A 23,309-nucleotide genomic window follows, 5' to 3' on the forward strand; every position below is an offset into this window, starting at 1 on the left:
GCGGCAGTCATGCTGCCGCATTTCACCCCTGTGGGCAATCGCGACCCTCAGCGCCGCACTGGGCCATCCATAAAGTAGGGAGTGCAGCAGTATAACTGCCGCACTCCCCAGCTTCAAAGAAGCCGGCTTGCAACCGGCCTCTATTCATGTTCGGTCAATTGCTGATCGGCCAATTCGGCCTGCAACGCCTGAATCGCTACTAGCAACTGGCGCTCGCGCTCGGCCAACGTGGCCGCCATTGCGCGCGCCGCCGACAATTGTGCAGCACGAGCTAAGGCCGTCGCCCCAGCGGGGACGGTATCATTTTCTAGACGGGCAACCGATTGGCGCGCCCGCTCAAGGCCGGGGCGCAAGCTGTTGAGGCGAGCGGTAAGTACTTCGATGCGCTGGCGAAAGTGATCTTGCATGGTTTATCCTCCACATATTCGCCGGGCACATCCGTAGCGCCGCGGCGACAATGACCTGAGCGGCACCGTCGCCGCGATCCGCCATCTAGTATATCGTGTTTGCACATTTTTTGCAATGGGTGTGCAGAGATGGTGAAATACAATGCGCAGGGAATATTGCTTTCCCTGCGCATTGTGCTGTGTTACGTTACTCCAAAGGATTGATCACGCCATCGCGATACACTTCGATCACCAGATCGTGTTCGATGCGGCCAGCACAGCGAGTCGTCTTTTGCTCTGGCGGTTCGTCGCCGATCGTCTCAACAGTGACGACAATGGTTATATCAATGTCGGTGTAGGCATTCTTCTGCGTGCTGATCCGCCAGAGCGGTTCACCGAGCGTATCGCCTTTACCCACATATTCGAGTTTGTCGAGCGTATAGCGGGTGTCGACATTGCCACTGATCGACACACCAACACACCCCGTTAGCGTCGTGCTCATGAGCAACCCAACCAACAACAGCGCTATCCGGCGGCGCGATCGCCACGCGAGGATGCCGGGAGGCACAAAGACCAATGCCAGCCACACCGGCGCAGCATTACTCGTGGCCGGCGGTGGGAAGACAACCTGCATCTCGCCTTCGATCGCATCAGGTGAGATCAAGGCTAATGCCGCGAACTGCGAGGTATCATCCGCTTCGCTGGTCAGCGAGGCTGCCCCTCCGTCAAAGACAAAGGCCAGTTCGTTCAGGCCGCTCCACTGGTACGAACCGCGCGGTGCCACTATCAACGAAATCGCTTGAGCCAGCTTAATCAGATCGGCTGGATCATCATTAAAGTTTTCATTGTCATTCACACACGATACGGTCGTGCTGATCACCTTCTGGCTCACCATGATCCAGTCACCCTGCAAATCGACCACATGCACTTTGGCCTTGAAGGTGGCTGACTGATTGCGGGCCAAGGCTACCACCCGCACCATGTCGTAACCCATACCGCGATGGATTGGGCCGAGCACCAGTTGGCTGGAGCCATCGTGATACGTGACCGGCTCATCGCCCCGCCGGTAAAACAGCTCCACTCCCGGCTCAATGGTGAGCATGACCGGCCAGCCGGATGTGTTCGGGTTAGCTCCGCCGTTCACCACACTCAACGGATAGACGGCGCCACTGTCAATAACGGCTTGGATCTGGTACTCAGGCGGACGGCCATTTGGCGTTTGTTTCTCGATCTGCGGCGCCTCAGCAGTCGAACTGAGCACAAAATGATCACCCCTGTTGCGGCGAACGCTGATCACATCACCGACCCGGCTGGCTTGTTGCAACACCTCCGGCAGCATGATCCCGGTATTGGCCCGTTCCGGCGCCACCCCAAGCAAATAGCGGGCATAATCATCGAGGTTAGCGCGCAGCTTCGCTTGGCGCGCTTCATCCATCAACGGGTAGCTGCCCTCGTTGATCGCCTTCACCAGCTCTTCCTCGCTCAGCGCGCAGGCACTGTTCGCGCAGAGGTTGACCTTCAGCAATTGGGCGTGAATGTAGCGCGATTCATCGTTCCGTCCCCACGTGAACGGTTCGGACTGAAAGCCAAGCTTCGGCCCATCAACCGTCGTTTGGCCGTACTGAGTGAGGTTGTGCTCTTGCGCTGCCGGCTCGATCAGAAAGACCAAGTTCTCATCGGTTGTCTCTAACCACCACGCCTTGATGCCAGAGAGGGCCGCCACCGTCATCGCATACTCTTCATCTTGCACCCAGTGGGCCAGCTCGTGAATCAGTTCGTAGCGTCCGGGCGGGTTGGCGATGGTTTGGGCGCTATCAACCGGCAACGAGAGGATGCTACTCTTGGGGCTGTATGCCGGCGCGTTGAGATCAGGCTTGATCACCACGAAAATAGACGAGTTCGACTTGGCTGCGGTAAACCCTTTCTGAGCAAAACTCCGCAGAATCGAAGCGATCTGGCGAATCACTTCATCGGCCTGATCAAGCGTGAACTTGGCCGTCATTGGCCACATCACGTAGATTTGGCCATTGGTGCGGCACAGTGTGTTCGACGTCCATTGCAAACAGAGATGATAGTCGTCGGCGGCGAATGCCGGCGGGGGTGCGAGCGTCTGCCACAGCTTTCCATCGCTCGCGGCGCTCTGCGGGCGAGCCACGAAGTAGCGGATCGTACCACCCCCGCCATTGCCGGAGGTGAGATCAGGCACACCGGTGGGCGCCACCCGCACTGCCAGCTCCAGTTTTCCATCACGTGGTTCTTGATCGAGCACCGCCAGATAGGTGTCATCGACTAACGCCACAATGCGCGATTCGGGTGAAGCGGCGGGCAGCGACAGCGTGACCCGGCCCCGACTATCGTTTGGTGCAGTCACTGCGTAGAGCGGCGTCTCGATCACGGCCTGTTCTTGCAAGGCGACGGCCAATGGACCCTCAGCGGCGCTGAGGGCAACCGTAATCGGCTCGCCGGTTTCCATAACGGTGGGTGGGGCAATGATTTGCGTGCCGTATTCATCGGTGTAGGGTTGACCATTGGGTTGCACCGGCAGGCTGGCTAACGGCTTTACTTCCATCACCAGCGGAGCGGGAACAGCGGTTGGCGGCGGCGCAACCGTCGCCTCCGCGCCACCCGGTGTAGACTCGCTCGCGGTGGGAGGGCCGGTCACGCAAGCGGCCAAACCGCTCCCGATGACAAGAATAAGGAACCAATAGAGGGCGCGTGAGATGCCTTTAGCAGGACATGGAGCAAACGGCGGACGAGATGGGGCGAGCATACGGTTCCTCCTTGGCGAAAGGATGGTTCGGCACAGGGAACCTGTATGTTGTTGTAGCGCGTACTGCACCAACTGTCACGGTGTTTCGATATAACTCCGCATTGCGAAGAAGCAACAAATGGACAACCGCTATAACACTGTGCTAACACTACGCTACTACCCAACTAATATCGCCAGAGTAGAGTGATGTTAGCTGAAAAACAACAGAACTCAAGCGAGGTCACTATGGTCTTTGCAAGCCCAATTCGCACGGGCGAACAGAGCATCAACCGCGTCTTGCAAGCAGGATTGCCGGTCTTACTCGTCTTCGACCGGCGCGGTTGCCAAACTTGCCAGCAACTCGAACCAACCCTCGAACGGTTGGCGCAACGCTTTGCTGGCAAGGCGCTGATTGCGCGGGTTGATGCCGATGATAACCCGGCTCTAGTGCGGAAATATAGCGTCACCGATCTACCGGGGCTGGTCTTTATTAGGCATGGCGCGATAGTGGCACGCACTGCCGGCGCTGCGCCAGAGACGGCCTTACAAGCATGGTTAAACTACCTGAGCGGCGAGGGTTCGCAGCCGCCGTTGCCGAGCGGGCCGAGTATGCCGCTGCACCAATCGGCGCCGGCCACCAATGGCACCGCACCCAACCCTACGTCAAACCGTCCAGCCGCCAGCGAACCACGCGCGCCGGCTGGGCCGGTGATACTGCGCGACGCCACCTTCGATCAAGTAGTCGGCCAGAGCCAGCAGCCAGTGCTAGTCGATTTCTGGGCGCCGTGGTGCGGCCCGTGCCGGGCCGTCGCGCCATCGATCGAGCGGCTGGCGCAAGAGTTCACCGGCAAGGCGGTGGTTGCCAAGCTCAACGTGGACGAAAACCCGTACACGGCCCAACGCTTCGGCATCACCGGCATCCCAGCGATTTACGTCTTCAAAGACGGTCGGGTCGTTGAGCGGCTAGTCGGCGCACAGCCGTATCAGGTCTTGCGACAAGCGCTGGCCCGGCATGTGGGACGATAGCACACGGGTAGCCTCGGCGGGAATATCTCGCCGAGGCCGTTTTTGCATGCAATGATGGTTACGCATAGAGTGGGGTTAGCGTGAATTATGCGCAAACACTGTGTTCGCCTTTCATACGTCAGGCTCCCTGCTGTATGAAATACTCCTACCTATCTTTAATCCACATTCAGCAGAGAGGTCATGAGGAAGGTATAGTCTCGCTATTCGCTCAGGACCATCATTGAGTGGCCGGGCTTGCTCATCGCTGATGTGCTGTTCTTCGCCCTCGGCTGGAACATCCGCGCCGATCTTGCCCGCCAAATGGCAACCATGATCCCGGCACAAGGCACCGTTGTCGAAGACGTATCGCGCATTGCCAACACCAACAGCGGGAAGCGAACCTTCGACGACCCGGTAGTCAAGTTCTGCACCGCCAATGGCGAGCCGATCCGGTTCGAGAGCACGCTTGGCGGCAATCTGCCAGCGTTTCAAGCCGGCGAGCAAGGAGAAGTGCTGTACACCCTTGTCAATCCATAGGAAAACTGACTACCGGTATATATCTTTCTCGGCAGTTTGGTGACGCTCGATCTGTATTGAATTCTTGAAACTCGGCGGATTGCTTGGCCTGATCGGCACGATTCTGTGGCGCCGCCGCGCCTAGATACACGGCATCCCACCTTTTCTGTCGGGCAGGATGCCGGGTTGACACTTATGGATTAGCCGGCGTTTCTCCCGGCGTTGACGGCTGCGTGCGATTTGGCTGCGGAACAACAAGGGCCTGTCCATCCACCGCTTGATTGTTAAGCAACAGGGTCAGATTGGTGTTTGGGTCAACGAACCACACATTCCCCCTCGACATCATTTGCACGAGCAATTCACGCTTGCGCAGCTCGAACAGTTCGGGGTTTTCGCGCCAGTAGCGACCTTCAATTGCTCGCACCTGCGCTTCGCGATTGGCGGCCTCAAGTGCCGCTGCCGTGATACCTTTTTCGCGAGTCAACGCGACCAAGGCCTCTTGCTCGGCTTGGAAGAGGTTATTGGCTTGTTGCGCTTCGATCTGCTGCCGGCGTTTCTGCTCGGTTTCAATCTGCACTTCAAGATTCGCTTTTTCGGCCAACAACTGAGCGTATGTCTCACCAACCTTGATATCAAGTACCTTTACCGCTTCGATCGTGATGTACAGTTGATCAACCGGCGCGCGTTGGCCATCACCGGGCGGCGTGGTAAGAAAACGGCGGATCCGCTCGGCAAAGGCGCCACGATCCGAGAGCGCTTCATCGAGGGTAAACTGGGTACTGGCGCTCTTGAGCGCATCATTGATAAACCCATCCAGAAAATCATTCAGTTGCGCATCACTGACCCCGATCTCAGCATAGGCGGCGCGTAACGCCTGCTCAGTTGGTAAGCGGCGAAAATCGACTTGAATATCAATGTCGTACAACTGTTTGTCACTGCTGGCAACATTTTGCGAAATTTGCCGTGACTGGCGGCGGATATTGACCAGTTCGATTGCGGTGAAGGGGGCAAAGGGGCGAAAGATCGGCCCCGGCCCATGCACAGCCACGATCCGACCTTGCACCAGCTCAATTGCAGCCTGACCCTCATCAACCTGTACATACTTCATTGTGCTGAGGCCGATACCAGCAATGATCAGCACAAGAATAAGCCCGCCAACTAATGACAACCGTGCATTCATACTTCCTCCTCCACCCGGGCGTGACGCACGTTGCGACAGCGCACCCCCCGATTACGTCGGGAACGACGTGTGTTCTCGTTGATTAGTACGCACCGCAGGGGCGGAAGTTGCAACCGCCTCGTCGATCCCTAACGTTTCGGCAACAATATAGAGTGGCCGGCCTTTCACTTCGTCGTAGATGCGACCGACATATTCGCCGATGATGCCGAGCGAGATCAGTTGAACCGCACCAAGGAAGAGTACACTCGCCAACGTGCTGGCCTGACCATAAAACGCCGGTTCGGCGGCAGCGGGATTGGCTAACCGCATTACAAACACCACAATCAAGAAAATCATACTGATTGCGGCCACGATAAAGCCGAGATAGGTCGCTAGTTGCAGCGGCAGATACGAAAAGCTGGTAATGCCATCGAGGGCAAACCGCAGCATCTTGCGCAACGGATATTTGGTAGTACCGGCGGTGCGGGCATGGCGACGATACGGCACACCGGTCTGACGGAAGCCAACCCACGCTGACAACCCACGCATAAAGCGGTGGTGCTCGCGCATGCGTTTGAGCGCATCGACAACCTTGCGATCCATTAGCCGAAAATCGCCGGTATCGACTGGAATCTTGACGTTGGTAATCCGCACGATCAGGCGATAGAAGATAGCTGCCGTCGTTTTCTTAAACCACGTCTCACCTTCGCGCTCCTCGCGTACACCATACACCACCTGATAGCCTTCGCGCCAACGGGCAATCAGATCGGGGATCACCTCCGGCGGGTCTTGCAAATCAGAATCGATCACGATCACCGCTTTGCCGGTAGCGTAGTCGGTGCCGGCGGTAATCGCAATCTGATGGCCAAAATTGCGCGAGAAGTTGATTACTTTGATGCGTGGATCGCGCTCGTGCAGTTCACGCATAATCTCCGGCGAACGATCTTGGCAACCGTCATTGACCAGCACTAGCTCAAACGGTTCTCCCAGCGGTTCGAGGGCCGCAATCACCCGCCGGCAAAACTCGCCGATCAGTTGCTCTTCATTGTAGACCGGCGCGACCACAGAAAAGGTTGGTTGCACATCAGCCATGGTTCCTCCCCGCCGCATTGGGCGGTTGTAAAGACATTGGATAGTAGCATCTTACGCAATGCAGACGTATCACAATGCGCTTACCAATGACGAGTAAAGCCGCCTGTAGCAAGTTCGATCTCGGCTACCGTAAGATTGATCACAACCCAATAAAACAGGATCGCACTGATCAAGAGCGATCCGAAGGCGAACGGATTCCCAAATCGCCTAAGCCGATGATCCATCTCAGCTAGAAATGACGTTATGAAGAGCGCCAATGCCGGCATCATCGGTAAGAAGAAGCGCTCCTTATTGGTCGTGAGCATCACAACCAAACCGTAGAACATGACCCATCCAAGCAACAGTAGATAGCGCCGATTCGATAATGGGCCTTTCACGATCATACCACCGAACGCTACGAGCCCGAGCGGCCATATAAATAGTTGATGGATTGTATGCTCGCCAAATTGGCGGATATTGCCTAACCAATGACGCCAAAGTCCATACGGATCAAAGTTTAAAATAAACCACATTTGTTCAAACGTTGATCCTTCCGGCACTGAGTCAGTACGCTCAAAAGCGAATGACCAAATGTTGACGTATTGCCGCGTCGAAAATGGCAGACCCGTATCGCGAATATCGAGCAACCACTGCGGCGCCGACACAAGCAGAAATCCGCCAAGCAAAGCCAGCGGGCCAATCAAACGGCCAAGGCGGCTCAACCAAGCTAGCCGTAGCGGCAGTTGAGGCATAGGTTGAAAGTACAACCACACCAAACTCGGGATCAACAGCATCGTGGTCTGTACGCGAAAGAGGTACGCAAGACCAAGCGCCATTCCAGCGAGGATGACTTGCCGCCAAGGCAGTGGCTCATGCCATAGCAAAGCCAGTAACGCCAATGCGGCAAAACTGACCATTGGCGCATCAGTGCTGGCAAAGACGCCATGGGATACCACCACCGGCGCTGCTAACATCACTGCGCCGGCCACCCATGCATACGATCGATGAATCGCTCGCCAAACCATAAGCGTTGTAGCGCCTATCGTCATAAATGTAGCGATAGCGCTGGCGATCCGGCCAAACAGCAGCGCTTGATCACCGGCCAACTGCCCCAACCATAAAATCAGCGGAAAACCGAATGGATAAAAGGGATGGGCGCGGAATACACGCTGCCAAGAGCCGCCATGGTACAAATGCCAATAGTAATCAGGCCCTTCAACGTACCAATGCCATTGCAAGGTTGCTATGACGGCAAACGCCAGAAGTATGACGATCATCCCGGCAATGAACGCGCCGCTATGTGTGCGAGCGGCGCTCTGCGCGAGGAAGGCGCCAATGGTTAATGCCGCAACCATGCCCGGCAACCACGAACATGGCAACCACGTGTAGTCGTTTCCCTGAAGCGGATGCCATACAAGAAGGTCGTATCCTACCGGCAAGAGGAGAGCAACCACGGCAAACCACACAAGCCGTTTGCCGCGCAACGGCCAGAGCAGACGAGCAAATCCCAACAGAGTTACGCCAATCGTGATCAGCGGCGTAATCGGTGCCGTCAACGTGTTTGAACTGCGAATACTTACATGACTGACCGCAATTCCTAACAACCGGGGATCATCTTGATTACGGTTTCGGGTTTCAGCATCAATGGTGAAACGACGTGGTGTAAACAAATCTAACCAGTGATAGGTTGCAGGTGACTGCCAAAGGATATGGTATCTGCGGAAGTCGGGGAGCTGATCTGTAACCACGATTGTGGCCACTGGAAAGGCACGGTCTTTGATCTCAACGTAATAAGGAATAACATCACTGGGAGTGTAGGCGCGTATTGTAACCAGATACCTTGCATGCACCGGTGGGAGATTGATAATAGCAGGCCCGCTCGTCCAGCGAAATGGCGTACCATTAGAAGATAGCTCTTTGGTGAAAAAACCGGTTCCCACGATTGCCGAGTCAGCGCCGCCAATGACTGCATCAATCCGCCATGGACGTGATGCCAAGAGCCATGTTGCGCTTAGGGAAATGACGAGCAGTGCAAGGAGCGTTGCCAATGGCAGAAGCTGGATACGCGAGAAATGATAACGCATAATAATTTCAATAACTCAAGCAATCGCGAATAACCACGTCTCACACCGCCGCCATCTCTTCCCAATTCGGCCCAGTCTCGAGATTGACGCCAAGGGGCACAATCAGTTGGTAGGCGCTACTCATCACTTCACGCAAGAGCTGGGCCGCTTCCACCACCTCTTCTTCCGGTGCTTCGGCGATCAACTCGTCATGCACTTGTAAGAGCAGGCGAGTACGTAAGCCGCGCTCACGTAAGGCGCGATGCACGTTAACCATCGCGATCTTCATGATGTCGGCAGCAGTCCCTTGGATCGGGGCATTGATCGCCTCGCGTTCAGCCGCTGCTCGCCGCGCCCCGCTGGCGCGTAAGTCGTCCATCATACGCTTACGGCCAAACAACGTCTGCACATATCCGTGCTGACGACCAAAGGCGAGGGTCTGGTCAATATAGCGGCGAATGCCGGGGAATTGGGCGAACAGGTTGTCGATCAGTTGACGAGCAAGATCGCGTTCGATGCCAAGACGTTGGGCGAGACCGAAGGCACTAATACCGTAGATGACACCGAACACGACTGTTTTGGCGACACGGCGTTGATTTTTATCGACTTGATCGGGCGCAACGCCAAATAAGCGGCTGGCTGTAGCGGCGTGAATATCAAGGCCCTGTTGGAACGCAGCGATCAGATTTTCATCACCACTGATATGGGCCAGCACACGCAGCTCGATCTGCGAGTAGTCGGCGGCGATGAATCGATGACCCGGGGCGGCAATAAAAGCGCGTCGAATTTCGCGCCCCTCTTCGGTGCGTACTGGAATGTTTTGCAAATTGGGATTATTCGATGACAACCGGCCAGTCGCGGCGCCAATTTGGTTGTACGAAGTATGAATACGGCCCGTGCGTGGATTGACCAGCTCAGGCAGAGCGTCGATATACGTACTCTTGAGTTTGGTGAGCTGGCGATAGGCCAGAATATCGGCGGCGATCGGGTAGAGCTGGCTCAGCTCTTCCAACACTTCAGCCGTAATCGAATAGCCACCGCTCTTGAGCTTGCTGAGGCCGTGGGCGCGCGGATCAATGCCCATCCGCTCAAACAAGACCTCGTTCAGTTGCGGGCCAGAATTGATGTTAAACGGGCCGCCGGCCTGCGCATAGATGCGTTCGGCCAGCTCGTGAATGCGGTGGGCGAAACGTTTGCCCAGCTCGCGCAGATACTCGTGGTCGAGCAAGATGCCGGCCAACTCCATATCGGTCAACACGTCGATCAACGGCAGTTCGACCCGATAATACAAGTCGCGCAGAGCGGCATCAGCTTCAAGTTGGCTACGCAACACCTCGGTTAAGTGCAGCGTATGCAGCGCATCGGCAGCAGCGTAGGGAGCGGCCTGCTCGATAGGCACGGCGGCAAAGCTGATCTGCTTGCTCCCTCGCCCGATCAGGTCTTCGATCGTCGTGGGTGGTTCGGATAGTTTCAACTCATAAAAGGCCAAATCCTTCAACCCTTGCCGTTTGCCCAACATCGCTGCAGCAATCATCGTATCAAACGCCAGACCAGCCACCTTCATACCAGCACCGGCTAGCACTTCGGCATCAAACTTGGCGTTGTGAGCAAATTTGGGCGTGTGCGGGTCGGCAAATAGTGGGCCAAGCACCGCCACCACCTCGGCCAGCGGCAACTGCTGACCCGTCTCGTGCCCAACCGGTATGTAACAGGCGTCGTCAGGAGTAGTTGCAATCGAAATACCGACCAGATCACTCCCCACTGCTTGCAAGCTCGTGCATTCGGTATCGAAGGCAAACGCCGGTGCGGCGCGCAAGCGCGCCACTAAATCGGCCAATGCCGCCGCGTCGCGCACAATCCGCGTCGCCGCCGAAGCCGGATTAGCTGCCGGCACTGCGCCGCCAAACAGCGAGAGCTGGGTCGGGCCAGCGGCAGCCAGCGGCGCCGCCGGCAGATCGGCGGGCAACTCGGCCAACGCCGGCGCTTGCACCACCGGTGGCAACTTCTTGATCAAGTTTGAGCTAACACCAAACTCCAACTCTTGCAAGAGGGCCATCACTGCGGCCCGATCGTACACGCCAAGCCGGGCTGCCGCTAGATCAAGCTGCACCGGCACGTTGGTCACGATTGTTGCCAGTTGGCGCGAAAAACGGGCTGCATCCGCTTGCCCATTCAGCAAGGTCTGGTACCGCTTCGGCGCATCAGGAATGTGGTCAAGGAGATTGTCGAGTGAGCCAAACTGCTTGAGCAAGGCAATCGCGCCCTTCTCACCGATCCCGCGCACGCCGGGGATGTTGTCAGAGGGATCACCCTTGAGACCACGCAAATCGGCGAGTTGTGCCGGTTCGAGGCCATCGTACCGCTTGCGCACCTGCTCGACATCGTACAGTGTTACACTCGTCTTGCCACCGTAAGGGTTGGCCAGCGCCACGCGCACCTGCTCATTCACCAACTGTAACACATCAGAATCGCCGGTGAGGATGATCACATCTAGCCCTTGAGCAGTCGCTTGGCGAGCCAGTGTGCCGATCACATCATCAGCTTCATACCCCTCGGCAGTGTAGATCGGGATTGACAACGCCTGCACCAATTGGGTGATCCGCTCAAACTGCGGGTAAAACTCTTCCGGTGTCTCGGCGCGCCCGGCTTTGTACTCAGCGTAAAGGTCATCGCGAAAGGTACGCCCGACGTCGAAGGCAACGGCAGCGTATTCAGGCCGGTAGTCGGCCAGCGCCGTCAGCAAGATTTGGGCAAACCCAAAGACGGCATACGTCGGCTCGCCGCGCGACGAGCGCAGCCCACTCTCGCGCAAGGCAAAAAAGGCGCGATACGCCAACGCATGGCCATCAACTAACACCAACAACGGGCGCGCCATACCAAAGCTCCATTCCCAACGATGCGCAACACCCTTTCTGCGCCCATGGATTATACCACGCCGCAATATGGGAACATCCTCGCTCAACGTAAACGGACGTTAATTGCTACGTGGTACAATGTGAGCAATGTCAAAGGCGCTGGCGTAACAACGCGTGATTGCCCAATGCTTGACACCGCCAGCAGCAAATACAACTCACTTGACACACTTGTATGACCACAGCCATTGCAACCGATCAACGGTTCGATCTGCATACATGGCACGGCCACGTTGAACAGGCCAGCCGGCTGCATGCCATTCAGCGCGCGATCCAATCAGCGGGTTTACTCGGCTATCTCAAACCATTGCCCATCCGTCCGGCAACCGAGGCCGAATTGTTGGCCGTTCATAACCCACACATGCTGCACCGGGTGCGCCAACTGGCCAGCTATGGCGGGGGACAGATCGATAGCGACACCTACGTCACCGCTGATTCGTGGGAAGCAGCCATCCTAGCGGCAGGCGCAACGATCTGCTTAGCCGAAGCTATCGCCGAAGGGCGTTGTCACAACGGATTTGCCCTCGTCCGTCCACCCGGCCATCACGCGACTGACATCCGCTCAATGGGGTTTTGCCTCTTCAACAATATTGCGGTTGCCGCACGGGTATTGCTCGATCGGCACGGCCTACAACGAATTGCCATCGTCGATTTTGATGTGCATCACGGCAACGGCACCCAAGACATCTTTTACCGCGACGGGCGGGTGCTCTTTTGTTCGACCCACGCTGCGCCGCTCTACCCCGGCACCGGCGCGATTCACGAGATGGGAGACCCGCGCACTGCCGGCGGCACAACCCTCAATGTTCCCTTACCCTACGGCACTGGCGATCAAGGGTACGACCGCGTCTTCCGCCAGATCATTGGGCCGGCGCTGCGCCGGTTTCAGCCCGAAATCATGCTGGTTTCCGCTGGGTTTGACGCGCACTGGAGCGACCCGATCGGGCCAATGGCGCTTTCAGTAAAGGGGTTTGCCCGTATCGCGCAACACCTGCTCGATTGGGCCGCCGAGCTGTGTGATGGCCGGATCGGATTTGTACTTGAAGGTGGCTATAGCTTGCCCGCCCTCGCTGCCGGTGTCGTTGCCACGCTTCGCTTAATGCTCGGTATGGATCCCGGCCCTGACCCGATGGGTGGCGTCCAAGCACCTGAACCAACGATTGACCATATCATTACCGCATTGCAGAATCAACATCCGCTTTTGATGCAGACTGGTTATCAGGGAGAAGCATGATTGCAGTGATTAACTATGGCGCCGGCAACCTGCCCAATGTGGTGCGCGCGTTGCGGCGGGTCGGCGCCAATTTAACCGTTACCGACAACCCAGAGGTGATTCGTTCGGCGCAGGCGGTCGTCTTACCCGGCGTCGGCGCTACCGCCGATACGATGGCCAGCCTGCGCCAGCTCGGCATTGCCGCTATCTTGCCGGAAGTGGTGGCAGCCGGCACACCGTTTCTCGGCATTTGCGTCGGCATGCAGGTCTTGTTAAGCGAGAGCGAAGAGTTTGGTCGGCACCCGTGTCTCGATATTGTGCGTGGGACAGTTCAACGCTTACCAGAGAGCGCCGGTAAGATTCCGCAAATTGGATGGAATCAGATGCAGATTGACCCAGCATTTCGCGACCATCCTCTCTTTGCCGATATTCCCGATGGCGCTGATGTTTATTTCGTTCACTCGTACTACTGTGATGTCGCTGATCCGACGATCATCGCCGCACGCACCGATTACGGATTGCTCTTTCCGAGCGTGATCATCCGCGACCGGCTGGCAGCGGTGCAGTTTCACCCCGAAAAGAGCGGCGACTATGGCTTGCGCCTGCTAGCCAACTTTGTGGCGTGGAGTGGCGCAACCACTCAGAGAGGATGAGATATGGAGATTATTCCGGCAATTGATTTGAAAGACGGGTGCTGCGTGCGGCTGTACCAAGGCGATTTCGCCCAGATGACAGTCTACGCCGACGATCCGGTCGCCGTGGCGCGGGCATGGCAAGAGCAAGGGGCAACCCGTCTGCATCTGGTCGATCTCGATGGCGCCCGCGCCGGGAGACCGCAGAATGTCGCTGCTGTCTTGGCCATTACCCAAGCCGTGCAGATTCCAGTGCAGCTTGGCGGCGGCTTACGCCGCGAAGAGGATGTCGAGGCGGCTTTAGCCCTTGGGGTCGAGCGCGTGATCATCGGCACCGCCGCGATCGCTGAAACTGAACTGGTGGCTCGCCTGCTCAATCGCTTCGGCGAGCAGATTGTGATCGGGATCGACGCGCGGAACGGTATGGTGGCGACCGATGGCTGGACGGTCACCTCAACTGTGGCGGCCACTACACTCGCCGCACAGATGGCTGCGCTCGGCGCGCGCCGGATCATCTATACCGACATCAACCGCGACGGAGCGCTTAGCGGTCCGAATTTCATCGCGCTGGCCGAATTGATGCGCACCGATGGTCCAGCGATTATCGCGAGCGGCGGCATTGCCACCCTCGATCATGTGCGCCGGCTGGCCCAGCTTGGAGTCGAGGGAGCGATTATCGGCAAGGCGTTGTACGTGGGAGCGATCAGCTTGCCCGAAGCATTGGCCGTCGCCCAAACGGTGACTTCACAACCATAAGAGGATTGTATGTCGAATTCAGACCTCACTGCGCGGTACGAAGAAGAGCGCCTGCGCGCGCAAGAGCAATCGCAATTGGTCTACCTGCAAAGCCAGATCGACGAATTGCGCCGCCTGCTCAAGGACCAGACCAACAAATATCAGTGGGCAATGGAGCAGGTACGCAAAAACGAGGGTGCAATTGCGCAAGTGCAAAGCCTCTTCGAGCGTCACACCAGTGAAGTTGCCCAAGCTAATGAAATCGTGCGCCGCGATGTGGTCGCACTACGACGGGAAGTGGCAGCGGCACTGGTCAAAATCGAAGAAGGTGTGCGTCCGTTGCGTGATATGCAGTCACAGATCCAACAGATCGCCGAAGCGCGCAAACAAGATCGCGACTTTCTCGCCGGCTGGCTTATTCGCATCGAACACGTTGAACAACAAATTACTGCCCTCTCGTCGCAGATCAAAGAACTCGACGAACGTCAACGTCAATTTGCCTTGCAACTCGAACGCTTGCGTGAAGCTGATGCAGCCGTGATGCAAGAGGTGCGGCGTGTTAACGATGATATCCAAGTCGAGAAGCAACAGATGCGGCGAATGGCAGTTGAAGCCCAACAATTGGTTGCCGATCTCCGTCCATCGATCGACGAGCAGAAGTCACGCATCGATCGGCTCGAAGAACTTCGTCAGCAGATCGACCTCTTTGCCGAGGTACTGCCCGCCCAAATTAAAGAAATCGGAGCAAAGCTCCCTGACATTACTGCCGAAATCAAACGGATTGAGCGCATTTCAACCGAACGCTTCTTGATGAACCAAGAACGGTTGGAAGAGTTGCGCCAGATGGCCGATGAGCGGATGAGCGCGTTGCAGGAGACTGATGAGCAGTATCTGCGCCAATTGACGGCATGGCTCGAACGGGTTGATGGTTGGTTGCGCGAGCTTGAGCAGCGCTTCACGCGCACAACTGACCGGATGGAGCTTGAACAAAAGGCGCAACTCTTGCGCATTATGGAATTGGAGCGGCGCGAGTTAGAGACACTTAACGTTCAATTTGCGGCGATACGTCAACGCCTTGAGCAAGTGCGGGCAGCACATCTCGAATTGGGCGGCGGCGATCAGCGATCATAAATACAAGGCGCTGGCGGCAGTCGCCTGCTTCAGCGCCTTGGCGTTACCTTTGCGCTACCCGCCGCAACACGAAAATGCGCGGGTAGAGGCCACCAAGATCAACACGCAGGTGTTGCTCAAGTCGCCATTCCGGCAACTCGGCTAAGGTGCGCTCCATGAGTCGCACTTCGTGGCTGATGATCACTGCGCATCCATCTAGCCGCGTGACGCGGGCCGCCTCACGCAGCAAGGCCGGGTAGAGCGTGACATTGCTGGCATGCGAACCGACCAGATGCCCAAACGGTAAATCGGCCAATACCACATCGATGCTTGCCGGCGGCAATGGCATGTGTTGCGCATCCCAATCGTGCAATGAAACCTTGTGGCTCAAGCCGGCGGCGGCAAGGTTACGATAGGCGCATGCCAACGCTGCAGGGTCAATATCACACCCGATCGCCTGCGCCGCCGGCCCGATCAACAACCGCTCGATCAACAGCGTACCCGAACCGCATCCCACATTTAGCACTCGATCGCTGGCGCGCGGCTTGCTTAGCAGCGCCATTGCGTGCGCTACCGGCCCATTGAGTGCTCCCTCACGATTACACACCCGCCATGAGCGAGTCGCTAATGGCCGCGGCGTCAAGCGTACCAGCACGTCCCAACCAGCCCGCTCGCGGCTGGGGCGCAAGCGCAGCACAAGATCGCCATCGTCTTCACCGATCGAGAGACCGAGCCGCTCGCTCAGCTCGTGCTTGAAACGTCGCAGCACACTACTCTCGGCGCCAGCAGCGCTGAGCAAAAGGGTTTGAAACGTGTTGGCAGGATGCAAACGACGCACCGTGTCGATCATCACCGTGACTTCGCGAAAGTTCTCATCGCCGAGCAAAGCCCGTGGCCGCGGAATGGCAAAGCTGCGCACTAAGAAGACTGAAGTAGCGCAGCGTAAATCGAACAGCGCCGGCAACGGGCCGCGCATCGTTGCCCTGATCACCCCGCTCTCTCCCGGCGGGTCGAGCCGGATACCGGCGATCCGCTGCGCTTCCGCGCGCGCCAATGCTTCGATCCCAGTAGGGACAATGATTTCAATTCGGTGCGACATTGTTATACTATGATAATGAAGAGGCGAGGTTAGCGCTATATCGCCTTGTTAGTATACACGCAAAACGCCTATGGACATCGGAACAACTATTTGGCCGCCTATGCCAGCGCGACCGCAGGCACTGGCCGCAAGCTGGTCGCGCTACGACCACGGCGCGCTGCGTGAATACTTGCAACGCGCGCGTGAGATCGGTTTGCAGCAAGTACGCTTTGATCTGCGCTGGGCAGAGGTGCAGCCAAGCGCACAGCGGATTGCGGTCGCTGCGCTCGATGGCTTCCACCGTGGCCTTGATCTTGCCCAAGCCAACGGTCTGCACGTGGTTGTCTCGCTAATGAGCGCCACCCTTGGCCCGGCGCTCCATCTGCCCGATTGGGCGCTGGGGGTGCCGGCGCAAGCGTTGACCAACCAAGCGGTAAGCGAGATCTTCGCAACACCGGCGTTGACGATTCTTGACAATACCTTCTACCGGCGCGAACCGGTGCGCGATCTCTACGCCGATCCCGACATGCGGGCCGCGCAACGTTACTTGCTCCGCGAAGTGATCGGTAACTTCGCCGCCCATCCAGCTATCCATGGTTGGCTGTTAGCCGCCGGGGTTGAGCGAGTCCTGCCACCAACTGACCATCGCGATGTGGCAGCATGGTGGGCCGATCTCGCCGAGCGTGCTCGCGCCCACGGTGCCAACCGGCTGTTTGGTCAGATTGATGCTGCTGCGCTGAGTGACCCCGCCAGTTTGCGCCCCTATGACATCGCAATGGCCGGTGGCGAAGTCGTGATGAGTGTGGGGCCATGGCCGCCGATCGGCGATGGACCGCCAGCGCGCGGCGAGGCCGTCTGCTTTTTGCACACTGTGGTCGCTGGTTTGCTGGCCGAAGAAGTGAACGATACCGCCGCCACGCAGGTGGTGGTTAGCGATCTCGGCTGGCCCACTGCCCCTCGCCCACAATGGCGCGGCTGGCAGCACGATGAGGTCTTTGCCCGGCCCGCTCAAACGTTTTTGGCTGATGAAGAAGAGGTGGCCACGGCCCTACAAGCAGCACTGCCGACATTGGCCCGCTCTGGGGCCGCCGCGGTCTGGCTGGCCGGGATGGTCGATCCGGCAGAGGAACAGTGGAAGATCCCACCGTTCGACCGCAGTTGGCCGGCGCGCACATGGGGTTTGTGGACGGCAGATGGCCGCCCGAAAGCGAGTTGGGAGGCGCTGCGCGAGACGATTGGCAGTCTGCCAGCGAAGGGTACATTGCCAACCCTGCCGGTTGAACCCGACCGTTTCTGGCGCGATCCGGCCACCGAACTGCGCCGGCTTTGGCGTGAATACCAGACCGAGATAGTATGAACACGGATTGACACGGATTGGCACGGGTCGGGCCATCCGTGTCAATCCGTGTTCTATTCCTCGTCTATGGTTGGCGGTTGCCATCCCCATTCAGCCAACAACGCCAGATCGGCCTTAGTCAACACACCGGCTGCTGCGGCCCGATCCAGCAGATCGGGCCGGCGGGCCAAGGTGCGGCGCAACCGCTCGGCTCGCCGCCAACGGGCAATCTCGCCATGGTTTCCAGAGAGCAATACCGGCGGCACACTCAACCCCTCCCAAACCGCTGGACGGGTGTAGTGCGGGTATTCGAGCAAAAAATCGCTGTGACTCTCTTCGATAATCGATTCACTATCGATCACCCCCGGCACCAACCGCGCCACCGCATCAACCACCACCATCGCCGCCAACTCACCGCCGGTCAACACATAATCGCCGATGCTGATCTCGCGGTCAATCAGTGTCGCGCGCACTCGCTCATCGATCCCCTCATAGTGACCACAGACGAGGATCAGGCGCGGCAAGGCCGCTAATTCATGCGCTATGCTCTGCGTAAACAACTCACCGTCAGGCGTAAGTAGAATGGTTGGCCCGGCTTGCTCATCAGCGGCGCGCACCGCCCGAATCGCCGCCGCCAACGGCTCAGCTTTCATCACCATCCCGGCGCCGCCGCCATAAGGCGTATCATCGGCGGTGCGATGGCGATCAGTCGCCCACTGTCGAATATCGTGCAAGTGAATGGCAATTTTGCCAGCCTGCTGCGCCCGCTTGAGAATACTCTCGGTCAGCGGCCCCTGAAACATAGCTGGAAAGAGGGTGAGGATATCAAACCGCATGCCGGCTATGCCTCAACGCTACGCAGATACTGGTCAAAAAACTCGACAACCCGCCGGCAATACGTCACCCGATCGACAAAATACCCGCCACAATGCTCGGCGCCGGGCACCTCCCACAAGATGCGCGGCTCGCGAGCAGCGTCATACAATTGGCGCGCGTGGCTCACCGGAATCAGCGAGTCATCAATGCCATGAATGATAAAGACCGGGCGTGGCGCAATCTGGCCGATGGCGTCAATCGGGCGGGCTTGGCTAAAGCGGTAGCCGTGGCGACGAGCGACGATCGCGTCGGCCAAGCGTACCAACGGCTTGGGCGGGATGCGCAGCACTTGGGTGATGCTATGGGCCACCACATCATCACCAGCGGTAAACGAGCTATCGGCCACGAGCGCCCGAACCGACTGATCGCGGGCCGTTGCCAAAATCCCCACTGCCGCTCCCATCGAATAGCCAACCACACCAATCGCCGCAGCGGACATCCGCTGGCGCACAAACTCGAGCGCCGCTAGCAAATCGTCAACCTCGCGGCTCACCAGCGTCTGCGGCCATGGATCCGATTCGCCGCGACCACGATAATCAAACAGCAGGACATTATAGCCGGCTCGCCAGCAATAGCTGCCAATGCCAAGCAATTCATCTTTGCTGCCGGCATGGCCATGGCTGCCCACGATCACCGCATTCGTTTCGGGGCGCGGCAACCACCAGCCCACCAGCCGCAGACCATCGCTGCTGCGAAACTCAACCGTCTCAAACGGCACTCCTAACTCCCACGGGGTAAAGGTATAGCTGTCGAGATAGGTACGGCGCGGCGGCGGGCTGACCCGCAAACTGACGTAGTATGCCGTGCCAGTAATCCCACCTAACACACCAATGGCGCCGGTCAGCGCCATCGGTAACAAACTCCAGCCAAATCTTTTTGCCATCATCCTATCCTCGTGCAGTTCCGACAAACTCAAACACCGGCGTGGCCTGCGGCTGCAATAGCAGATGGATTTCATACAACCCATCGGCATGCCGGCCATGGAAGGGCAAGCCCAAGCTGGTCGCCAGCCGGATCATAGCGGTATTATCGGCGTGCGTCAAAAAGATCAGCCGTTCGAGGTTTGCCGCCCGCGCCTCGGCCAGCAGCAATTCCAGCATCTTACGCCCAACCCCCGCCCCGTGATAGTCATCCCGCACCAAAATTGAGGCCTCAGCTACCTTAGGGTCATGTGGCAAGCGGGCAAAACGGGCCACGGCAATGGATTCTTCACGCCCATGCTCGTCAGCCAACGCCACCAACGCCACTTCGCGGCGCGGATTAATCGCCGCCAACCGTTGCGCCGATTTATGCACCAGTTCGGGAGAAGCATGTTCAGCCGCAATGAAAAACCGGCGATAGATCGATTCCGGCGACAAGCGATAGAACATCCGCTCGAGCAGTTCAGCATCCGCAGCGGCAAGACTGCGCACGCGCAATGTGCGTCCATCACGGGTGGTAATGGTGAGCGGCATTGACTGGCTAACACGTTGTTCGTTCATACTAACCTCCGGCATCGCTCGTGCTCTGGCAGCAGAGAAAACAGAGCAGATACGGTAGATTGCACACCTTCGAGCATCTGAGCTGATGCATGCCGCCGCTGCGCTGCACATACGGCGCTAAAGGTATTGTAGCATGAGAGTGGTACACTGCTGCACTTTTATAACGCAATGCGTTATGAAAGGAACGACAACCAACTTTCCTGCGCTCAATCCGGCACGCCGGACGGCCCGCAGGCAGATCATGCCATGTACAGCGAGGATCGTTTGTTTGAATTAATTGCGATTGTTGGCCCCACTGCCGTGGGTAAAACCGAATTAGCGGTCGCATGGGCGCAACAGATCAACGGCGAGATTGTCTCCGCCGATTCGCGCCAGATCTACCGTGGCATGGACATCGGCACTGCCAAGCCAACCCCTGCCGAACGCGCCCAAGCGCCGCACCACCTGATCGACATTCGCGATCCTGATCAACCGTTTTCGTTGGCCGAATTTCACGATCTGGCGCTGGCGGCGATCACCGACATTCAAGCGCGCGGGCGCACACCACTGCTAGTTGGCGGCACCGGCCAATATCTGGCAGCAGTCTTGGAAGGCTGGCAGATTCCGCGCGTCGCCCCCCAGCCAGAGCTTCGCGCCGAACTTGAGCAAGTAGCAGCTCAAGAGGGCGCTGCCGTACTCCATGCCCGCCTCGCGGCGGTTGATCCGGTCGCGGCGGCGCGCATCCCGGCCACCAACGTGCGACGGGTCGTGCGCGCGCTCGAAGTCTATCTGGTCAGCGGCGAACCGATCTCGCGTCTGCAAGAGCGGCAGCCGCCTCCCTTCCGCCCGCGCACGATTTGGTTGCACCGGCCACGCGCCGAACTTTACGCCCGCGCCGATGCCCGCATCGAACGCATGATCGCTGCCGGCTTGGTTGAAGAGGTCGCAAACCTGCTAGCCCGCGGCTACAATTGGTCGTTGCCGGCGATGTCGAGCCTTGGCTACGTCCAATTCCAGCCGTACTTTGCTGGAACTGCTGATCTTGCTGCTTGCATCGAACGGCTGCGCTTCGACACCCATGCCTTCATCCGTCGGCAAGAGATGTGGTTTCGCCGTTTGCCCAACCTTGAAATCTGGACGCCTGATCACCCGGCTTGGCGCGCCATCATCGCTTGAAAAACATCGTATTCGCGCACCACATGCTCAAGAAACCGTTCGGGATGGCCATCAGCCGGGGGCAATCCGAGGCGCTGGCGTATCAAGGCCGCGAGCTGACCGGCCAACGAGAGGCGCGCATCAGCGCTGAGCGCATCGCGACAGCGCAAGAAGTCAAACACGAGCGCCATTTCCGCCGTCGATAAGCGCTCTAAGTTCGGCAACAACGGCGTTGGCGGCGCATCGGTTGCGCGCGGCGGCACCTGTATTCTGACCGGACTTAAGATTTGGTCAAGGGTGATGAGATTACCTTCGCGCACCACCACCGTACCAGCGGTAAGATCACCTAGCCGGCGGTTATGGCGGTCGATAAAGATGGTGAGCAGGCCAATGCCGTAACCAAACGGCAAAAAGTCAATCGCCCGCATCAGATTACGCACCACGACCGCTGCGCCATCAACCGGGCGGCCACCCTCGCGCAACACGCGCAACCGCAACCACCGTTTACCCAGCGTCTGGCCATTCCAGATTAACTCGAAGAAGACGTAATAGCCCCAATTCAACACAAAAGCGAACACCGCGAACAATGCCCACAGCACGTCTTCATTGCCAACGCCAATATCGTTGCTGGCAAGCACAACGGTGGCAGCCATCATCAGGAACGTGACCAGAATCGTATAATCAATCACCGCCGCTAGACCCCGGCTGGCCAGCCCGGCGGTGGTGTAGGTTATCATAACGCCTTCCGGCGTTTCGACGTGATACGTATTGGCAATGCGATTGGCGGTAAGCATGTGGGTATACAGCAATCGATGGATTACGTATGGAGTGCGGTAGTTCGCCTGCCGCACTCGGTTATCACGAGCGGAGCAACATATAAGCTGCCATTATGATGCGCTCAACGTCACCTGCCAATCCAACTCGAGCACGTTACTGGCTCGGCAACTCGGCGTCATCAGGCGGAGCCGAGACCAGTTCTGGTTCAGGCTCCGCTTCCAAATGCTTCATATCATTCACCAATTTGACCCGCCAGTGTTTGTAACCGATTTCAAGAATGGTGATCGACGTGTTACCGATATGCGGATAGCGCCCAAAGTTGGTGTCATGAAAGTTCTCGGCGTGGGATAACAGTGCACGAATACAGCCGCCGTGAGTGACAAACGCCAACGTGTGACCACGATGTTGGGCCGCCATCGCCTCGACGGCTGTCACCACCCGCTGCCGCAGCGCAGCCATCGTCTCGCCACCGCCGCGTGGCAGGTCATAACCTTGCATAATCTGCTTCCATTCATCAGGGAACTGTGTCCGCACCTCATCAGTTGTGAGACCACTCCAGTGGCCGGTATCGATCTCGCGCAACGCCGGCAACAGTTGCACCGGCACTTTCAGTACAGCACCAATCTCCCATGCCGTCTGATACGCGCGCGACAAGTCACTGCTGTAGATGGCAGAAAACCTTACCCCATCACGTACCAACCGGTTGGCCAACAATCGCGCCTGCCGGTAGCCAATCTCGTTGAGCGGAACATCAATATGTCCTTGCCAACGTCCCTGCATATTCCAGTCAGTCTCGCCGTGGCGGATCACGTAGATGGTGGTCATGGCATTCTCCGCGAAGAATCCTTTAGTTCTCTTGCTATGGTAACACAGAGTTATGACCGGAATGTTAAAAGAACGAAACGCACACTGTCATTGCGAGGTGCAGGGGTCGCGCCCTACGCGGCCCCCGCGCCGCAGCAACCTCCCCCATTAGCGAAAGCCATTCCCGTTTGTTCTAATCCCTCGCCCAATTCACGAAAGGGAGCTCGTTTTGTACATGGTGAAGATGCGGTATGATGGGCCAAGGTTCGAAG

General features: G+C 57.9%; 20 protein-coding genes. 8 read left to right on the top strand and 12 right to left on the bottom strand.

Going from position 1 to position 23,309, the window contains the following annotated elements; translation table 11 throughout:
• Nucleotides 1-140 precede the first annotated feature (140 nt).
• Both Q1A59_RS08315 and Q1A59_RS08320 read right to left on the bottom strand, forming a co-directional pair.
• On the bottom strand, nucleotides 141-407 hold the full coding sequence (locus tag Q1A59_RS08315; protein ID WP_066791651.1) for a hypothetical protein: 267 nt from the start codon (nucleotides 405-407) through the stop codon (nucleotides 141-143).
• A 187-nt stretch (nucleotides 408-594) separates the two neighbouring features.
• Entirely contained in the window at nucleotides 595-3,156 is a 2,562-nt protein-coding gene (locus tag Q1A59_RS08320; RefSeq protein WP_299644787.1) for a hypothetical protein, read from the bottom strand.
• 225 nt (nucleotides 3,157-3,381) lie between these two features.
• On the opposite strand from Q1A59_RS08320, the gene trxA reads away from it, so the two are divergent.
• Together trxA and Q1A59_RS08330 are read left to right on the top strand one after the other, a co-directional pair.
• The gene (trxA, locus tag Q1A59_RS08325; protein ID WP_298406096.1) at nucleotides 3,382-4,161 is read left to right on the top strand and encodes a thioredoxin; all 780 of its coding nucleotides are present in this window, start codon (nucleotides 3,382-3,384) and stop codon (nucleotides 4,159-4,161) included.
• A gap of 234 nt (nucleotides 4,162-4,395) precedes the next feature.
• On the top strand, nucleotides 4,396-4,677 hold the full coding sequence (locus tag Q1A59_RS08330; RefSeq protein ID WP_298406097.1) for a DUF3592 domain-containing protein: 282 nt from the start codon (nucleotides 4,396-4,398) through the stop codon (nucleotides 4,675-4,677).
• Between the two features lie 172 nt (nucleotides 4,678-4,849).
• On the opposite strand, the gene Q1A59_RS08335 is transcribed toward Q1A59_RS08330, so the two are convergent.
• The 4 genes from Q1A59_RS08335 to polA all read right to left on the bottom strand — a co-directional run bounded on the left by Q1A59_RS08335 (nucleotide 4,850) and on the right by polA (nucleotide 11,824).
• Nucleotides 4,850-5,836, bottom strand: coding sequence for an SPFH domain-containing protein (locus Q1A59_RS08335; RefSeq protein ID WP_298406099.1), 987 nt, complete (start codon nucleotides 5,834-5,836; stop codon nucleotides 4,850-4,852).
• A gap of 51 nt (nucleotides 5,837-5,887) precedes the next feature.
• On the bottom strand, nucleotides 5,888-6,907 hold the full coding sequence (locus Q1A59_RS08340) for a glycosyltransferase family 2 protein (protein ID WP_298406101.1): 1,020 nt from the start codon (nucleotides 6,905-6,907) through the stop codon (nucleotides 5,888-5,890).
• 80 nt (nucleotides 6,908-6,987) lie between these two features.
• Entirely contained in the window at nucleotides 6,988-8,970 is a 1,983-nt protein-coding gene (locus tag Q1A59_RS08345) for a glycosyltransferase family 39 protein (RefSeq protein WP_299644788.1), read from the bottom strand.
• 40 nt (nucleotides 8,971-9,010) lie between these two features.
• Nucleotides 9,011-11,824, bottom strand: coding sequence for a DNA polymerase I (gene polA / locus Q1A59_RS08350; protein WP_299644789.1), 2,814 nt, complete (start codon nucleotides 11,822-11,824; stop codon nucleotides 9,011-9,013).
• Nucleotides 11,825-12,036: 212 nt separating this feature from the next.
• Here polA and Q1A59_RS08355 point away from each other — a divergent pair, with 212 nt between their 5' ends.
• Genes Q1A59_RS08355 through Q1A59_RS08370 form a run of 4 tightly spaced genes read left to right on the top strand, consistent with a single transcriptional unit; the run spans nucleotide 12,037 to nucleotide 15,572 of the window.
• The gene (locus tag Q1A59_RS08355; protein ID WP_298406107.1) at nucleotides 12,037-13,095 is read left to right on the top strand and encodes a histone deacetylase; all 1,059 of its coding nucleotides are present in this window, start codon (nucleotides 12,037-12,039) and stop codon (nucleotides 13,093-13,095) included.
• On the top strand, nucleotides 13,092-13,727 hold the full coding sequence (hisH, locus tag Q1A59_RS08360) for an imidazole glycerol phosphate synthase subunit HisH (protein ID WP_298406109.1): 636 nt from the start codon (nucleotides 13,092-13,094) through the stop codon (nucleotides 13,725-13,727). Before Q1A59_RS08355 ends, hisH begins: the two co-directional genes overlap by 4 nt.
• A gap of 3 nt (nucleotides 13,728-13,730) precedes the next feature.
• Entirely contained in the window at nucleotides 13,731-14,462 is a 732-nt protein-coding gene (gene hisA / locus Q1A59_RS08365; protein ID WP_298406111.1) for a 1-(5-phosphoribosyl)-5-[(5-phosphoribosylamino)methylideneamino]imidazole-4-carboxamide isomerase, read from the top strand.
• Nucleotides 14,463-14,471: 9 nt separating this feature from the next.
• Nucleotides 14,472-15,572, top strand: coding sequence for a hypothetical protein (locus tag Q1A59_RS08370; RefSeq protein ID WP_299644790.1), 1,101 nt, complete (start codon nucleotides 14,472-14,474; stop codon nucleotides 15,570-15,572).
• A gap of 43 nt (nucleotides 15,573-15,615) precedes the next feature.
• Here the strand turns inward: Q1A59_RS08370 and Q1A59_RS08375 are convergent, their stop codons facing one another.
• Nucleotides 15,616-16,650: a methyltransferase domain-containing protein gene (locus Q1A59_RS08375; protein WP_298406115.1), complete on the bottom strand. Its 1,035-nt coding sequence runs from the start codon at nucleotides 16,648-16,650 to the stop codon at nucleotides 15,616-15,618.
• A gap of 70 nt (nucleotides 16,651-16,720) precedes the next feature.
• Between Q1A59_RS08375 and Q1A59_RS08380 the strand changes: the two genes are divergently transcribed.
• The gene (locus tag Q1A59_RS08380) at nucleotides 16,721-17,986 is read left to right on the top strand and encodes a hypothetical protein (protein ID WP_299644791.1); all 1,266 of its coding nucleotides are present in this window, start codon (nucleotides 16,721-16,723) and stop codon (nucleotides 17,984-17,986) included.
• A gap of 53 nt (nucleotides 17,987-18,039) precedes the next feature.
• Here Q1A59_RS08380 and trmD read toward each other — a convergent pair whose 3' ends face one another.
• The 3 genes from trmD to Q1A59_RS08395 are packed head-to-tail and all read right to left on the bottom strand — an operon-like array spanning nucleotide 18,040 to nucleotide 20,322.
• Nucleotides 18,040-18,801: a tRNA (guanosine(37)-N1)-methyltransferase TrmD gene (gene trmD, locus Q1A59_RS08385; RefSeq protein ID WP_298406119.1), complete on the bottom strand. Its 762-nt coding sequence runs from the start codon at nucleotides 18,799-18,801 to the stop codon at nucleotides 18,040-18,042.
• Between the two features lie 5 nt (nucleotides 18,802-18,806).
• On the bottom strand, nucleotides 18,807-19,727 hold the full coding sequence (locus tag Q1A59_RS08390; RefSeq protein ID WP_299644792.1) for an alpha/beta hydrolase: 921 nt from the start codon (nucleotides 19,725-19,727) through the stop codon (nucleotides 18,807-18,809).
• 1 nt (nucleotide 19,728) lies between these two features.
• Entirely contained in the window at nucleotides 19,729-20,322 is a 594-nt protein-coding gene (locus Q1A59_RS08395) for a GNAT family N-acetyltransferase (protein WP_298406123.1), read from the bottom strand.
• A gap of 264 nt (nucleotides 20,323-20,586) precedes the next feature.
• Between Q1A59_RS08395 and miaA the strand changes: the two genes are divergently transcribed.
• On the top strand, nucleotides 20,587-21,477 hold the full coding sequence (gene miaA, locus Q1A59_RS08400) for a tRNA (adenosine(37)-N6)-dimethylallyltransferase MiaA (protein ID WP_298406125.1): 891 nt from the start codon (nucleotides 20,587-20,589) through the stop codon (nucleotides 21,475-21,477).
• Here miaA and Q1A59_RS08405 read toward each other — a convergent pair.
• Nucleotides 21,447-22,250: an RDD family protein gene (locus Q1A59_RS08405; RefSeq protein ID WP_298406127.1), complete on the bottom strand. Its 804-nt coding sequence runs from the start codon at nucleotides 22,248-22,250 to the stop codon at nucleotides 21,447-21,449. The genes miaA and Q1A59_RS08405 overlap by 31 nt on opposite strands.
• Nucleotides 22,251-22,386: 136 nt before the next feature.
• Entirely contained in the window at nucleotides 22,387-23,058 is a 672-nt protein-coding gene (locus tag Q1A59_RS08410) for a histidine phosphatase family protein (RefSeq protein WP_298406129.1), read from the bottom strand.
• Nucleotides 23,059-23,309: the final 251 nt, after the last annotated feature.

It is taken from the genome of uncultured Chloroflexus sp. (assembly GCF_937951745.1).
GTDB lineage: Bacteria > Chloroflexota > Chloroflexia > Chloroflexales > Chloroflexaceae > Chloroflexus.

What these genes read in the sequence shown, in the direction of transcription:
- Q1A59_RS08395 (WP_298406123.1), bottom strand. Translation starts at nt 20,322, where the DNA reads ATGAACGAACAACGTGTTAGCCAGTCAATGCCGCTCACCATTACCACC.
- trxA (WP_298406096.1), top strand. Translation starts at nt 3,382, where the DNA reads ATGGTCTTTGCAAGCCCAATTCGCACGGGCGAACAGAGCATCAACCGC.
- Q1A59_RS08335 (WP_298406099.1), bottom strand. Translation starts at nt 5,836, where the DNA reads ATGAATGCACGGTTGTCATTAGTTGGCGGGCTTATTCTTGTGCTGATC.
- polA (WP_299644789.1), bottom strand. Translation starts at nt 11,824, where the DNA reads ATGGCGCGCCCGTTGTTGGTGTTAGTTGATGGCCATGCGTTGGCGTAT.
- Q1A59_RS08375 (WP_298406115.1), bottom strand. Translation starts at nt 16,650, where the DNA reads ATGTCGCACCGAATTGAAATCATTGTCCCTACTGGGATCGAAGCATTG.
- Q1A59_RS08345 (WP_299644788.1), bottom strand. Translation starts at nt 8,970, where the DNA reads ATGCGTTATCATTTCTCGCGTATCCAGCTTCTGCCATTGGCAACGCTC.
- hisA (WP_298406111.1), top strand. Translation starts at nt 13,731, where the DNA reads ATGGAGATTATTCCGGCAATTGATTTGAAAGACGGGTGCTGCGTGCGG.
- Q1A59_RS08370 (WP_299644790.1), top strand. Translation starts at nt 14,472, where the DNA reads ATGTCGAATTCAGACCTCACTGCGCGGTACGAAGAAGAGCGCCTGCGC.
- Q1A59_RS08390 (WP_299644792.1), bottom strand. Translation starts at nt 19,727, where the DNA reads ATGATGGCAAAAAGATTTGGCTGGAGTTTGTTACCGATGGCGCTGACC.
- hisH (WP_298406109.1), top strand. Translation starts at nt 13,092, where the DNA reads ATGATTGCAGTGATTAACTATGGCGCCGGCAACCTGCCCAATGTGGTG.
- Q1A59_RS08355 (WP_298406107.1), top strand. Translation starts at nt 12,037, where the DNA reads ATGACCACAGCCATTGCAACCGATCAACGGTTCGATCTGCATACATGG.
- Q1A59_RS08405 (WP_298406127.1), bottom strand. Translation starts at nt 22,250, where the DNA reads ATGCTTACCGCCAATCGCATTGCCAATACGTATCACGTCGAAACGCCG.
- Q1A59_RS08380 (WP_299644791.1), top strand. Translation starts at nt 16,721, where the DNA reads ATGGACATCGGAACAACTATTTGGCCGCCTATGCCAGCGCGACCGCAG.
- Q1A59_RS08315 (WP_066791651.1), bottom strand. Translation starts at nt 407, where the DNA reads ATGCAAGATCACTTTCGCCAGCGCATCGAAGTACTTACCGCTCGCCTC.
- trmD (WP_298406119.1), bottom strand. Translation starts at nt 18,801, where the DNA reads ATGCGGTTTGATATCCTCACCCTCTTTCCAGCTATGTTTCAGGGGCCG.
- Q1A59_RS08320 (WP_299644787.1), bottom strand. Translation starts at nt 3,156, where the DNA reads ATGCTCGCCCCATCTCGTCCGCCGTTTGCTCCATGTCCTGCTAAAGGC.
- Q1A59_RS08410 (WP_298406129.1), bottom strand. Translation starts at nt 23,058, where the DNA reads ATGACCACCATCTACGTGATCCGCCACGGCGAGACTGACTGGAATATG.
- Q1A59_RS08340 (WP_298406101.1), bottom strand. Translation starts at nt 6,907, where the DNA reads ATGGCTGATGTGCAACCAACCTTTTCTGTGGTCGCGCCGGTCTACAAT.